We start from the raw sequence: 13,389 nt of genomic DNA, 5'->3' as shown, positions 1-13,389 counted from the left end.
CGCTCAACGCGCTGTTAGCGCGTAGGGTGTAAGCACTGCTTGAAAGACGCTGGGTATAACCTGTATGGTGAATACATAACGAATTTATGTATGACTTAAGGTAAGGGTAAAAGATGGATAAGGATACTAAGCCGTGTTTCCAGGATGTGCTGGAATTCGTGCGTATGTTTCGTCGTAAAAACAAGCTTCAGCGTGAAATCGTCGATAACGAAAAGAAAATTCGTGATAACCAGAAGCGCGTTCTGCTGCTGGACAACCTGAGCGAATATCTGAAACCTGGCATGTCCATTGAGGACGTGCAAAATATTATCGCCAACATGCGTGGTGATTATGAAGACCGTGTGGATGATTACATCATCAAGAACGCCGATTTGTCGAAAGAACGCCGTGAACTGTCTAAAAAGCTGAAAGCGATGGGCGAAGTTAAGTAACCTAACGTGCAATGCTCTACGGTAAAAGGATCGCTGCGGCGGTCCTTTTTTCTTTTGGTTCCGACATCGATAATCCTTCCTCCATCTGTTTAACCGCCATGGGGTTAATCATGCCTCGGCCATTATGGTTTGCTCACCAGTAACCCTGCCGCATGCCCGATAATTGGCATCCCGCCCGCATTCCTGATGCCATCTTTTGCAATTGAACCGCTTTCTTGCGAGGCGCTTTCCTTCTTGCGTTTTTCTTTCTGTCGTCTGTGTTTGAGGTACGGCAATATGCCTGCACGAATCTCAGGGAACGTGGGCAGGTGTGTCATGGTAATGGAAGATGTTAGTAAATAATCTGGCTTGGGCGATCGTGCTGGGTATCTTGCCGCTGCTTTTTTTACCGCAGATCCCTGCGCAAACGTTGCTATGGTGGGGCATGGGGCTGTCCGTCTGTGTGATGTTTGTAGGATACCGCCACGTAGGGATACGGTTTGTCGCCCTTGTCGCGGTGAGTTTTTTCTGGGCAACGTTGAACGCCCAAGCTCTGCTGCTGCAAATTGAACGTTTCACGCAGGGAGCGGTTAACGCTGTTATAACGATAAACAGCATTCGATTCAGTGAACATAATGATGAGTGGATCACGGTTCGGCTGGAAGAGATAAATCAGCGCCGGATTTTCCCTCCTCTGTATGCCCAACTGGCTTTCTCACCAGCGATGGAACCCTGGTGCAGTGGTCAACGCTGGTCAATCACAGCCAATTTTCGCCCGATCCACAGTCGGTTAAATGAAGGCGGTTTTGATAGCCAGCGATGGGCAATAGCTAAACGGCAACCGTTGTCGGGTCATGTGCAGGCGGCAACGGTGGTTGATAACCGTTGTGATTTTCGTCAACGGACTATCTTGCAAGCGGAACAGCAGGTGCATGGCTTGCCGTGGCGTTCTATTTTGCTGGCGCTCACATTTGGTGAAATGAAAACGGTTAGCCCGGAACTCAAGGCGTTACTTCAGAATACGGGCACGATGCATTTGATGGCGATCTCTGGCCTCCATATTGTACTTGCGGGTCTGCTTGGGTGGGGAATTGCACGGGGGGTACAGTATGGCTTTCCTGTAGGCTGGATTGGCTATCGTTTCCCATTACTGACGAGTGTCGTGGTTGCCTGGGGATATGTCTGGTTGGCAGGAGGCAATCCGCCTGCGGTGCGATCGGCGCTGGCGCTCAGTGTATGGGTGGGGCTAAAAATGTGGGGGGGTAGCTGCACCGCCTGGCAAGTCTGGCTGTGGTGTGTCGCATTGATTCTGGTCAGCGACCCATTGAGCGTTCTGTCCGACAGCTTTTGGCTATCTTGTCTTGCAGTGGCATCGCTAGTTTTTTGGTTTCAGTGGGCTCCGCTCCCTCATCGGCTACAAACGCAGCGACGGTGGTTCTGGCTGCGCTGGATCCATCTGCAAGCGGGAATGACGTTGCTATTGCTGCCCTTGCAACTTCATATTTTCCACGGTGTTAGCATCACATCGCTTCCTGCTAACCTTTGGGCGGTGCCGATTGTCTCTTTCGTCACCACGCCGCTTATTTTGTTGGCACTGAGCACGATGGTGCTTGCACCGCTGAGCGGAATACTTTGGGGGGTGGCGGATATTTCATTGCGTGTGATGTTCGCTCCATTAACGTATCTACAGACTGGGTGGGTTTATCTTGATGCATCGCTGCTGCTCATGAGCACAGCAGGATGGGGCGCCGTCGTCATAGGGCGTTTTAGCTGGTGGCGAATTCATCCTATGAGTGTTGGCGCACTGATTCTCGTGTTATTGGTTTTTCGTATAAAGCGTGATGAACCGGACTGGCGAGTGGACATGCTGGATGTGGGTCATGGTTTGGCAATCGTGATTGAACAACGTGGGAAAGCGGTGTTGTACGATACGGGAAACCGCTGGGAAGGGGGAGATATGGCGACGCGGGAAATTCTACCTTACCTGCGATGGCGAGGCGTCGATGTGGAGAACATTATCCTGAGTCACAGCCATAGGGATCATATCGGGGGGCTGGAAACGCTACAGGCCGCTTACCCAGAGGCAACGATATATAGCGCAACCCGATCAATGAATCATCGTCCCTGTCAACGCGGCGAGAGGTGGCGTTGGCAGGGGCTAACGTTTACTGTGCTATGGCCACTAGCGCTGGCAGAAAAAGCGGAAAATAACGATTCCTGTGTTATCCGTGTTGATGATGGGAAAAACCGTCTCTTACTGACTGGCGATCTGGAATCGGAAGCGGAAAGGGCGTTGATTCAGTTAGAACGTGGTGAGTTGCGTGCGAATTTGTTACAAATCCCTCACCATGGCAGTAAAACCTCGTCATCACCCCCCTTTATCCGCGCGGTCAATGCCGAATTCGTTATGGCTTCTACGGCACGCTATAACCCGTGGCGACTGCCTTCAGTAAAGATTGTCGATCGATATCGGCAATACGGTTACTCATGGCTTGATACCGCATCCTTTGGGCAGTTAAGTGCGCGTTTTTTCAGCAATTCATGGCATATTCTGCGGTTCAGGGAACAGATATCGCCTCGTTGGTATCATCAGTGGTTTGGCGTCGAGCGGTATAATGAGTAAAATGGTCGGCTATTTCTTCCCGCTTCAGGTTCACTACATGCTGAATGATAAAGATCTCTCCACCTGGCAGACCTTTCGCCGCCTATGGCCGATGATCTCTCCTTTTAAAGCAGGGCTGGCTGCTGCTGCAATCGCACTCATCATTAACGCCGCTGGCGATACGCTGATGCTCTCACTGCTTAAACCTTTGCTGGATGAAGGCTTTGGCAAAGCTGAACGTTCCGTATTGCTATGGATGCCGTTGGTCGTCATTGGGCTGATGTTAGTGCGAGGCGCTTCGGGGTTTGTCTCCAGCTATTGTGTCGCCTGGGTTTCGGGCAAAGTGGTGATGAATATGCGTCGTCGCCTGTTCTCTCATATTATGGGCATGCCGGTGGCGTTTTTCGACCAGCAATCAACCGGAACGCTGCTATCCCGTATTACCTATGACTCGGAACAAGTCGCGTCCTCTTCATCTGGCGCGTTGATTACGGTCGTCAGGGAAGGCGCGTCAATTATCGGCCTGTTTGTTCTGATGTTTTACTACAGTTGGCAGCTTTCCATCATTTTGATTGTGATTGCACCGATCGTGTCAATCGCCATGCGCATGGTCTCCAAACGCTTTCGTAATATCAGTAAAAACATGCAGGACACCATGGGGCATGTCACCACCAGCACGGAGCAAATGCTAAAAGGTCACAAAGAAGTGCTGATGTTTGGTGGGCAGGAGGTTGAAACCAAGCGATTTGATCAGGTCAGTAACCGGATGCGTCAGCAGGGCATGAAAATGGTATCGGCCTCATCGATCTCCGATCCTGTCATCCAGTTGATTGCGTCACTGGCGTTGGCATTCGTGCTGTATGCCGCGAGTTTCCCCAGCGTGATGGAGACGTTAACTGCCGGGACGATTACGGTGGTGTTTTCTTCCATGATCGCCCTGATGCGCCCGTTAAAATCGTTGACTAACGTCAACGCACAGTTCCAGCGCGGAATGGCAGCCTGTCAAACGCTGTTCGCCATTCTGGATATGGAACAGGAACGTGACACCGGTAAATTGGTGATTGAACGGGCAAAAGGCGACCTCGAATTCCGCCACGTAAATTTCGCTTATCCAGGAAGAGAAAATCTGGCGCTGAATAATATCAGTCTGCATATCCCTATGGGTAAAACGGTAGCATTGGTTGGTCGCTCTGGCTCAGGCAAATCGACGATCGCCAGTTTGATCACGCGTTTTTACGATATCCAATCAGGTGAAATTCTGCTCGACGGTCATGATTTGCGTGAGTATCGTCTGTCTTCCTTGCGTAATCAGGTGGCGCTGGTTTCTCAAAACGTACATCTGTTCAACGATACGATAGCGAATAATATTGCCTATGCCCGCAACGAGCACTATAGCCGTGAGGAGATTGAACGTGCGGCGACAATGGCGTATGCGATGGATTTCATTAATAAAATGGAACACGGTCTGGATACGGTCATTGGTGAAAATGGTGTGATGCTTTCCGGCGGTCAGCGGCAGCGTATTGCGATTGCTCGTGCGCTGTTGCGTGATAGCCCGATCCTGATATTAGATGAAGCTACCTCAGCGCTGGACACGGAATCTGAGCGCGCGATTCAGGCAGCGTTAGAAGAGCTGCAAAAAAATCGTACCGCGTTGGTGATTGCGCACCGCCTTTCTACGATTGAAAAAGCCGATGAGATTCTGGTGGTGGAAGATGGCAGAATTATTGAGCGTGGCAATCATACTGCGCTACTGGCGACGAATGGCGCCTATGCACAACTTCATAGAATGCAGTTTGGCGAATGATTGAGCGTATCTGGTCTGGACAATCACGGCTCTATTGGCTATTACTGCCGCTTGCGTGGTTATACGGATTTGTCACTTTTCTGCTCCGCCAGAGCTATCGGTTAGGGTGGCGAAAAAGCTGGCGTTCTCCTGTTCCGATCGTGGTAGTGGGGAATCTGACGGCGGGCGGCAATGGGAAAACGCCAGTCGTCATTTGGTTGGTCGAACAGTTGCAGCGCAGAGGTTATCGCGTTGGCGTAGTATCACGCGGTTACGGCGGGAAAGCGGAACGTTATCCGCTACTGCTGGATAAATCGATCACGACGGCGCAGGCAGGTGATGAGCCTGTACTGATTTTCCAACGCACAGGAGCACCGGTTGCGGTGGCACCTCGTCGCAGTGAAGCGGTGAGCGCGTTATTGGCTCAACATACGCTAGATGTGGTCATCACCGACGACGGACTACAGCACTATGCGTTGGCAAGAGATGTCGAACTGGTTGTGGTTGACGGAATGCGGCGTTTCGGTAACGGATGGTGGTTGCCTGCGGGGCCGATGCGAGAGAGAGAAAGTCGTCTGGCGTCGGTGGATGCGGTCATTGTTAACGGCGGTACTCCTCGAGCAAACGAGATAGGCATGGCATTAACCGCGGGGATGGCAGTGAATTTACTTTCTGGTGAGTCCCGTGCGCTGAACCAGTTGCATAATGTTGTCGCGATGGCCGGTATCGGACATCCTCCGCGTTTTTTTGCAACGCTGCGTGATGCCGGGGTCAGTATTGCCCGCCAAGTTCCCTTTGCTGACCATCAATCGTATCAGCCAGAACAGCTTGCAACGTTGACTCAAGGCACCCAGCAACCGTTGCTGATGACGGAAAAAGATGCCGTAAAATGTAGGGCGTTTGCTCAGGATAACTGGTGGTATCTGCCTGTTGATGCCGTGTTAGCTGAACCTTACGGAACACAGTTACTCGACAAGCTGGAAAATGTACTTAACCAGAATGCGAATAGCAGATCGTAACTGGGTCTGTTACCACGGTCTTAGATACTCACTGTGAGTATCGCCTATGATATCGCTGCCATAGCGAGAAAGAACATGCCGATTATTGATCGGCTAAAGATGGAGGAAGCATGGATCACCGTTTACTTGAGATTGTTGCCTGTCCAGTTTGTAATGATCGGCTGTATTTTAACAAAGAGAAACTGGAGCTGATATGCAAGGTCGATAGTTTGGCCTATCCGGTTCGCGATGGTATCCCTGTGTTGCTGGAAAACGAAGCACGTAAACTTGGCGCTGATGAGATAACACAATGACCTTTACCGTGATCATTCCTGCGCGTTTTGCGTCAAGTCGGTTGCCGGGTAAACCATTGGCAGATATTAACGGTAAACCGATGGTCGTTCATGTGATGGAGCGGGCGCTGGAATCGGGAGCACAGCGCGTTATTGTGGCGACCGATCATCCTGATGTTGAGGCTGCGGTACAACAAGCGGGTGGCGAGGTGTGTCTGACCCGCGCCGATCATAATTCTGGCACAGAGCGTCTGGCGGAAGTGATCGAGCGCTATGGTTTTGCTGATGATGACATCATTGTTAATGTTCAGGGCGACGAACCACTTATTCCTTCTGTTATCATTCGTCAGGTAGCGGAAAATCTCGCCGCCAGTAAAGCGGGAATGGCAACGTTGGCTGTGCCGATTGAAACCAGCGAAGAAGCGTTTAACCCGAATGCGGTAAAAGTAGTGACCGACGCCGAGGGATATGCGCTGTATTTTTCCCGTGCGACGATCCCTTGGGACAGAGAGCGTTTTGCGCAGTCTAAGGAAACCATTGGCGATCATTTCCTACGCCATATCGGCATTTATGCTTACCGTGCAGGCTTTGTCCGTCGTTATGTCAATTGGGCTCCGAGCCAATTGGAGCAAATTGAGTTACTGGAGCAACTGCGTGTGCTGTGGTACGGCGAGAAGATCCACGTTGCGGTTGCCAAAGCGGTTCCGAGTGTCGGCGTGGATACACCAGAAGACCTGGCTCGTGTGCGACACATCATGGCGAATCAATAATACCGATGAGGCCCACGACTGAATACTGCATGGGGGATCTATTCTTACCGGAATAGACGTTCCCCATGCGGTATTTTTTAATAGGGCACACTATTTTTAAATTATTAAGTTCATATTCAGATAAATATTCTTAAAAATCGCAAATAACGTCGTAACGCGTTATTCCACGCATTATCCATTCCTATTTTTAATGTGCCTGCCGCGAACGGAACTTTTATTTTCATCGTTAAATGCTACTATCAATTCGCCATGTTTTCGCATGGCATTTTTTTATTTCAACTAAGGACGGTAATAATATGAATGCTAAACGTTATATCACAACATTTTTCCTCGGCAGTATGTTAATGGGGGCCGCGGCAGGCAGCAGCGCAGCGGTTTATTACATGGCACCCAACGGCAATGACGCGAATAACGGCAGTAAAAACTCCCCCTGGCAATCCATCGACCGCGCACAGAAGACATTAAATCCCGGTGATCGTCTATGGATCCGTGGCGGTAAATACGTGTTCACCAAAGGGCTTAACGTCTGTGCGACACGTACTGACGTGGTGAATGCGATCACATTGAATAAGAGCGGTACTGAAGGCAAACGCATTGAGTATTGGGCGCATAGTGGAGAAGTGCCTATTTTTGATTTCAGCCAAATGCAGGATGATTGCCGTGTTAAAGGGTTTAACGTCGTTGCAGACTGGGTTTCTGTCAAAGGATTGGAAATAACCGGTGTTCCGCAGCGCAACAACCTGAATCATGAATCCTGGGGAGTGTGGATAAGAGGCAGCAATAATATATTCGAGCAGTTGAACATCCATCATATTATGGGTACAGGTCTGTTTATTCAGCGTGGAAGCAATAATCTGGTATTGAATAGCGACTCTCACCATAATTATGATCCTCTGACATCGAATGGCGCCGGTCAAAGCGGTGATGGCTTTGGGGCGCATATCCCTGCTAATCAGCCGGGTAATATTTTCCGTGGTTGCCGGGCATGGTCAAATTCCGATGATGGCTTCGATTTAATTAATGCTTATTCTCCGGTGCTGATTGAAAATTCCTGGGCATGGTCGCACGGTTATTTACCGGGTACGACACAATCACTGGCGGCAGGTAACGGCAATGGTTTTAAAATCGGCGGTTACGGTGGCGTCTACGTGGCAAATGCGGTGAAACATACCGTGCGTAACTCGGTTGCGTTTTTAAATAAGGCGGCTGGTTTTTATGCCAACCACCATCCGGTAGCGAACGATTTCTTTAACAATACGGGCTATAAAAATAACCCTAACTTTAGTATTCGCGGTATTGATGCTAATGGAAAAGCCATTGGGTTGGGTACGCTGCGCAATAACGTTTCTCATGGAGGTAAAGATCTGGCGTTCTCGGAGGGCGCGAACATGCGCTATAACTCGTGGGATCTGAAAATCGCGGTATCCGATGCTGACTTTGAGAGCGTTTCCGTGACCGGATGGGATGCGCCACGTCAGGCTGACGGTAGCCTGCCTGTGTTGAAGAGTCTGCATCTTGCTGCGGGTAGTGCGCTGATCAACAAGGGGGGAGATGTCAAACTACCTTATAAAGGATCCGCGCCGGATTTGGGGGCCTTTGAACGCGAATAATGGAGGCGTGTTAATACACTAGCCTGTCAGTCACGATCCCCCGGTTCAGCAACCGGGGGATCGCAATAATAACGCTGGCAGAGGGATTATTCCTGACGTCATTGATCCCTTTTTATTGATCTGCGTTGAAGAATTTGTCATCCGCTCGCCGCATCATGGTGGATGGAGCCATTTGGCTCAACTGAGGTATCGCCGTTTATGGAACAGTTGAAATCGGAACTCAGCACGGTATTGGGGGAAAGCCTCAGCCGACTTGAGCGCATAAGCGAACAGCCCTATGCGGATTTGTATGCCTTGTATGATAAAGAAGGCAACGCCATTCCATTGTTAGCCAAAAGCTATGTTTGTCAGGGCGTGGCACAGCAGGAGGCCTATAAACTCTCCATGCTGGCGCGTGAAGGCGATGTGCGCTTGCCAACCGTTTATGGGCTGGTGATGACGCAGCAGCAGCCTTATCGGGAACTGTTGCTCATCGAGCGCTTACGTGGCGTGTCGGTGGAAGTCCCGCCAAGAAGCGGTCAGCGCTGGACGCTGCTGATGGATCAAATTGTTGAGAGCGTACTGGCCTGGCACCGTATTGATAGTCATGGCTGTGTCGGTTCCGTGGACAGCACGCAGGACAACGATTGGTTCAGTTGGTATCAACAAAGGCTGGAGGTGCTGTGGTCTACGCTGCTGAATGTCAGCGCACCGCAGCTTACACAACAGGATCGGAGCGTGCTTTATCGTTCGCGCCAGTGTTTAGCGCTGCTGTTTGAAGATTTTGAGGATGGCTGTGTGCTGGTACACGGGAATCTTTCGTTGCGTAGCATGTTGAAGGATGCGCGGAGCGATCAGCTACTGGCGATGATTAATCCAGGGATGATGCTGTGGGCACCCAGAGAGTATGAACTCTTCCGGCTTTGTGAGTCCGGCATGCCAGAGCAGTTGCTGTATCACTACCTGAAACAGGCACCGGTAGCCGAATCCTTTGTCTACCGGCGCTGGCTCTATGTCATTTGGGAAGCGGTATCGCGTTATATCCATACAGGCCAGCTAGATCGTCAACTGTTTGATGTGGCTTCCCGCGAATTGTCTCCCTGGCTGGAGTGAGTCTGCGGATTTTCGCTGTCATGCGGTGTCGCCGTGATCCCTTTCAGTGACTGCCAGAGACGGCCGAGTGTTTCGTACCAGGCCCGCTCACTGTGCGATAAGTAGTAAGCGGAAGGGAATACTTTTTCCCACGGGTTGAGCGCAGAGGTGATCGCCATCTGATTCGCCGGTGCGGGAATTGGCGCAAGCCCTCGGGCTTGGAAGAATCGTATCGCACGTGGCAGATGGTTGGCAGACGTCACGAGTAAGAAAGGGCGATCGCCAACAATCTTTGCGGTTGCTGCGGCTTCTTCTTCCGTATCCCTTGGCGTATCCAGAATGAGAATATCCTGCTGAGGAATGCCCAGGCTTTCTGCTACCAGCGCCGCCGTTTTCGCACTGCTGACGGGGTTATCCTGCGCGGCGCCACCAGTAAAAATCAGTTTTGCGCCGGGGTTGGCATGATAAAGGCGAATACCTTCCGTGACGCGAGGGAGGCTATTGCTGATGAGATTGGAACTGGGTGCCCACTCTGCGTTATAGGTATATCCCCCGCCTAGCACGACAATGTAGTCCACTTTGTCTGCCTGTGATGGTTGTTGCCAGGTTGGATATTGCGATTCCAGTGGTAACAAGAGCCGATCGGCTACAGGTTGCAGACTGAGCAGCGTAAGCATCAGCCAACTGGCTAGTACCAGCATTTTCCCCGTACGCTGCCGTTGGGTAAACCAAAGCAACAGCAGGCCAACACCCATCAAAAGCAATAGCAATGGCAGCGGTTGCAGAAGGCCACCGACGAACTTTTTGAGTGTAAAAAGCATAAAATTGCATTCCTTTTGAGTGAAAAATCCGCATCCGGGAAGAGATTATGCGGCAAGGACATTTATTCTAAGCCAGCCTGTGCCAAAATGGCAGGCTGGAAAAATCGCATCGCGCAGACATATGCTGCACGAGCCTCCCCCGTTTATATGATGCGGAACAATGACTGATGCAGGATCGCAATTTTAACGATATCGCCGAAAAATTTGCTCAGAATATCTATGGCACGACGAAAGGGAAACTTCGGCAGGCGGTGTTGTGGCAGGATCTGAGCGATCTTTTGGCTCAACTTCCGGCCCGGCCTTTACGCATCCTTGATGCCGGGGGCGGTGAAGGGCAAATGGCCTGCCGCCTGGCGGCTTTAGGACATCAGGTATTGTTGTGCGATGTTTCCAATGAGATGATTCAGCGCGCCCAACACGCGGCAACGGCGCAGGGTGTCGTCCACAACATGCGTTTTGTGCAGTGTGCCGCACAGGATATCGCGCAATATATGGAAAGCCCTGCCGATCTGATATTGTTCCATGCGGTGCTGGAGTGGGTTGCGCAACCGCAGCAGGTGTTGAAAATACTCTATAATTGCCTGTCGCCGGGGGGCGCGCTGTCTTTGATGTTTTATAACCATCACGGGCTGTTAATGCGTAACATGGTGCTGGGCAACTTTGATTATGTTCAGGCCGGCATGCCGAAGCGTAAACGGCGTTCGCTATCGCCCGATCACCCGCTGGATCCGCAAGAGGTGTACGGCTGGCTTGATGAAATGGGGCTGACCATTAGCGGCAAAACTGGCGTGCGTGTGTTTCATGACTACTTGCAGAATAAGCAGCAACAAATTGATAAATTTGACGACATTCTGGAGCTTGAGCAGCGATATTGTCGGCAAGAGCCTTTTGTGAGTTTGGGCCGTTATATCCATGTCATGGCGCATAAACCCCATTTGAAGGATGCATTATGAGTGATTTTTCCCAGACTGTACCCGAACTGGTCGCCTGGGCACGAAAAAATGATTTCTCCATTTCTCTCCCCACTGAACGCCTGGCGTTTTTGATGGCGATTGCCACGCTTAACGGCGAACGTATGGATGGCGAGATGAGTGAAGGTGAGCTGATTGATGCCTTCCGTCATGTGAGTCAGGGGTTTGATCAGACGAACGAAACCATTACCGTTCGCGCCAATAACGCGATTAACGATCTGGTGCGCCAGCGGTTGCTTAACCGTTTTACCAGCGAGCAGGCGGAAGGCAATGCGATTTACCGTCTGACGCCGCTGGGGATCGGGATTACCGATTATTACATCCGCCAGCGTGAATTCTCTACGCTGCGGCTTTCCATGCAGCTTTCTATCGTGGCGCAAGAACTCAGCCGTGCCGCCGATGCGGCGGAAGAAGGCGGCGATGAGTTTCACTGGCATCGCAATGTGTTTGCGCCGCTGAAATATTCCGTTGCTGAAATTTTTGACAGCATCGACCTGTCACAGCGCGTAATGGATGAGCAGCAACAGGGCGTTAAAGATGATATCGCGGCGTTGTTAAACCAAGACTGGCGTGCGGCGATCAGCAGTTGTGAACAATTGCTGACGGAAACGTCGTCTACGCTGCGTGAATTGCAGGATACGCTTGAAGCCGCAGGCGATAAGTTACAGGCGAGCTTGCTGAGTATTCAGGATGCGATAATGAATAACCCACATAATCTGGAGTTTGTCGACAAGCTGGTGTTTGACTTGCAAAACAAACTCGATCGCATTGTGAGCTGGGGGCAGCAGACGATAGACCTGTGGATTGGTTATGACCGCCACGTACATAAGTTTATTCGTACCGCGATTGATATGGATAAAAACCGCGTCTTTGCCCAGCGGCTGCGCCAGTCTGTGCAAAGCTACTTTGACAACCCATGGGCGCTGACGTTCGCCAACGCGGATCGTCTCTTGGACATGCGTGACGAAGAGCTGATGCTACGTAGTGAAGAAGTGACCGGTGAACTGCCGCCGGAGTTAGAATACGAAGAGCTGAGTGAAATGCGCGAGCAGTTGATCGCGTTGGTCGAGCAGGCGCTGCATAAATACAAAGCGCAACAGATTCCGCTTGATTTGAGCGAAGTAATGCGCGAATACCTCGCGCAATACCCTCGCTCGCGGCATTTTGATGTTGCCCGAATCGTGGTCGACCAGGCTGTACGTCTGGGCGTTGCCGAAACAGATTTCACCGGATTGCCTGCACTGTGGCAGGCGATCAATGATTACGGAGCCAAGGTGCAGGCCCATGTCATCGACAAATATTGAACAATTTATGCCAGTGAAGCTGGCAACCGCGCTGTCGAATAACCTCTTTCCGGCGCTGGACAGCCAATTGCGCGCCGGGCGTCATATTGGCATTGAAGAACTGGAGAACCACGTCTTTTTGATGGATTTCCAGGAGGTGCTGGAGGAGTTTTACAGCCGCTACAACGTGGAATTGATCCGCGCGCCGGAAGGGTTTTTCTATCTGCGGCCGCGATCTACCACGCTGATCCCGCGTTCGGTGCTGTCTGAGCTGGATATGATGGTAGGGAAAATCCTCTGCTATCTCTATCTTAGCCCGGAGCGTTTGGCGCACGAAGGCATTTTCAGCCAGCAGGAGCTTTATGAAGAACTGCTGAGCCTGGCGGATGAAAGCAAACTGCTGAAACTGGTGAATCAACGTTCTACCGGTTCCGATCTGGATCGACAAAAGTTGCAGGAAAAAGTCAGAACGTCGCTGAACCGCTTACGCCGGTTGGGCATGATCTACTTTATGGGCAATGACAGCAGCAAATTCAGAATTACCGAGTCGGTGTTCCGCTTCGGGGCGGATGTGCGCAGTGGCGATGATGCCCGCGAAGCACAGCTACGCATGATTCGCGAGGGTGAAGCGATGCCTGTTGAAGGTAGTTTGTCGCTGAAAGATGACAGTGACGATAACGATCGCACCGATGAGACCACGCCAGAAACGGGCGAGGATGAATAAGAGACTATCCCATTCCTACTGGGGTAGGCTTTACGTGTTGAGGATGAACA

The 13,389-nt window shown here is 51.2% G+C and carries 12 protein-coding genes; 11 read left to right on the top strand and 1 reads right to left on the bottom strand.

Annotated features, from left to right (window positions below):
- Positions 1 to 113: 113 nt before the first annotated feature.
- The 8 genes from tmaR to OI69_RS00430 all read left to right on the top strand — a co-directional run bounded on the left by tmaR (position 114) and on the right by OI69_RS00430 (position 9,561).
- The gene (gene tmaR, locus OI69_RS00465) at positions 114 to 431 is read left to right on the top strand and encodes a PTS system regulator TmaR (protein ID WP_005967626.1); all 318 of its coding nucleotides are present in this window, start codon (positions 114 to 116) and stop codon (positions 429 to 431) included.
- 328 nt (positions 432 to 759) lie between these two features.
- Positions 760 to 3,033: a ComEC family protein gene (locus OI69_RS00460; protein WP_039344530.1), complete on the top strand. Its 2,274-nt coding sequence runs from the start codon at positions 760 to 762 to the stop codon at positions 3,031 to 3,033.
- Positions 3,034 to 3,070: 37 nt separating this feature from the next.
- Positions 3,071 to 4,819, top strand: coding sequence for a lipid A ABC transporter ATP-binding protein/permease MsbA (gene msbA, locus OI69_RS00455; protein ID WP_039344643.1), 1,749 nt, complete (start codon positions 3,071 to 3,073; stop codon positions 4,817 to 4,819).
- Positions 4,816 to 5,817 (top strand): tetraacyldisaccharide 4'-kinase, encoded by a 1,002-nt coding sequence (gene lpxK / locus OI69_RS00450; protein ID WP_039344526.1) that lies wholly within the window; start codon positions 4,816 to 4,818, stop codon positions 5,815 to 5,817. The genes msbA and lpxK overlap by 4 nt, the downstream gene beginning before the upstream one ends.
- A gap of 110 nt (positions 5,818 to 5,927) precedes the next feature.
- A complete protein-coding gene (locus OI69_RS00445; RefSeq protein WP_039344523.1) occupies positions 5,928 to 6,110 on the top strand; it encodes a Trm112 family protein in 183 nt (60 codons plus the stop codon).
- A complete protein-coding gene (kdsB, locus tag OI69_RS00440; RefSeq protein WP_039344520.1) occupies positions 6,107 to 6,859 on the top strand; it encodes a 3-deoxy-manno-octulosonate cytidylyltransferase in 753 nt (250 codons plus the stop codon). The genes OI69_RS00445 and kdsB overlap by 4 nt, the downstream gene beginning before the upstream one ends.
- Positions 6,860 to 7,155: 296 nt before the next feature.
- Complete coding sequence (gene pelN, locus OI69_RS00435; protein WP_039344518.1) at positions 7,156 to 8,469, top strand: pectate lyase PelN; 1,314 nt, start codon at positions 7,156 to 7,158, stop codon at positions 8,467 to 8,469.
- Positions 8,470 to 8,667: 198 nt separating this feature from the next.
- The gene (locus tag OI69_RS00430) at positions 8,668 to 9,561 is read left to right on the top strand and encodes a YcbJ family phosphotransferase (protein WP_039344515.1); all 894 of its coding nucleotides are present in this window, start codon (positions 8,668 to 8,670) and stop codon (positions 9,559 to 9,561) included.
- On the opposite strand, the gene elyC is transcribed toward OI69_RS00430, so the two are convergent.
- Positions 9,513 to 10,361: an envelope biogenesis factor ElyC gene (gene elyC, locus OI69_RS00425; protein ID WP_039344512.1), complete on the bottom strand. Its 849-nt coding sequence runs from the start codon at positions 10,359 to 10,361 to the stop codon at positions 9,513 to 9,515. The two genes, OI69_RS00430 and elyC, sit on opposite strands and share 49 nt — an antisense overlap.
- Positions 10,362 to 10,528: 167 nt before the next feature.
- On the opposite strand from elyC, the gene cmoM reads away from it, so the two are divergent.
- Genes cmoM through mukE form a run of 3 tightly spaced genes read left to right on the top strand, consistent with a single transcriptional unit; the run spans position 10,529 to position 13,339 of the window.
- Complete coding sequence (cmoM, locus tag OI69_RS00420) at positions 10,529 to 11,314, top strand: tRNA uridine 5-oxyacetic acid(34) methyltransferase CmoM (protein ID WP_039344509.1); 786 nt, start codon at positions 10,529 to 10,531, stop codon at positions 11,312 to 11,314.
- Positions 11,311 to 12,636: a chromosome partition protein MukF gene (gene mukF, locus OI69_RS00415; protein ID WP_039344506.1), complete on the top strand. Its 1,326-nt coding sequence runs from the start codon at positions 11,311 to 11,313 to the stop codon at positions 12,634 to 12,636. The genes cmoM and mukF overlap by 4 nt, the downstream gene beginning before the upstream one ends.
- Positions 12,617 to 13,339, top strand: a complete 723-nt coding sequence (gene mukE, locus OI69_RS00410) for a chromosome partition protein MukE (protein ID WP_039344504.1) — start codon at positions 12,617 to 12,619, stop codon at positions 13,337 to 13,339. The genes mukF and mukE overlap by 20 nt, the downstream gene beginning before the upstream one ends.
- The last annotated feature ends 50 nt before the right edge of the window (positions 13,340 to 13,389 follow it).

Source organism: Pectobacterium fontis, assembly GCF_000803215.1.
In the GTDB taxonomy this organism is placed as follows: Bacteria; Pseudomonadota; Gammaproteobacteria; order Enterobacterales; family Enterobacteriaceae; genus Pectobacterium; species Pectobacterium fontis.
This window is presented reverse-complemented; position numbering and strand designations above follow the sequence as displayed.

Coding starts and splice junctions, on each gene's coding strand:
- tmaR (WP_005967626.1), top strand. CDS start 114: ATGGATAAGGATACTAAGCCGTGTTTCCAGGATGTGCTGGAATTCGTG.
- OI69_RS00460 (WP_039344530.1), top strand. CDS start 760: ATGTTAGTAAATAATCTGGCTTGGGCGATCGTGCTGGGTATCTTGCCG.
- msbA (WP_039344643.1), top strand. CDS start 3,071: ATGCTGAATGATAAAGATCTCTCCACCTGGCAGACCTTTCGCCGCCTA.
- lpxK (WP_039344526.1), top strand. CDS start 4,816: ATGATTGAGCGTATCTGGTCTGGACAATCACGGCTCTATTGGCTATTA.
- OI69_RS00445 (WP_039344523.1), top strand. CDS start 5,928: ATGGATCACCGTTTACTTGAGATTGTTGCCTGTCCAGTTTGTAATGAT.
- kdsB (WP_039344520.1), top strand. CDS start 6,107: ATGACCTTTACCGTGATCATTCCTGCGCGTTTTGCGTCAAGTCGGTTG.
- pelN (WP_039344518.1), top strand. CDS start 7,156: ATGAATGCTAAACGTTATATCACAACATTTTTCCTCGGCAGTATGTTA.
- OI69_RS00430 (WP_039344515.1), top strand. CDS start 8,668: ATGGAACAGTTGAAATCGGAACTCAGCACGGTATTGGGGGAAAGCCTC.
- elyC (WP_039344512.1), bottom strand. CDS start 10,361: ATGCTTTTTACACTCAAAAAGTTCGTCGGTGGCCTTCTGCAACCGCTG.
- cmoM (WP_039344509.1), top strand. CDS start 10,529: ATGCAGGATCGCAATTTTAACGATATCGCCGAAAAATTTGCTCAGAAT.
- mukF (WP_039344506.1), top strand. CDS start 11,311: ATGAGTGATTTTTCCCAGACTGTACCCGAACTGGTCGCCTGGGCACGA.
- mukE (WP_039344504.1), top strand. CDS start 12,617: ATGTCATCGACAAATATTGAACAATTTATGCCAGTGAAGCTGGCAACC.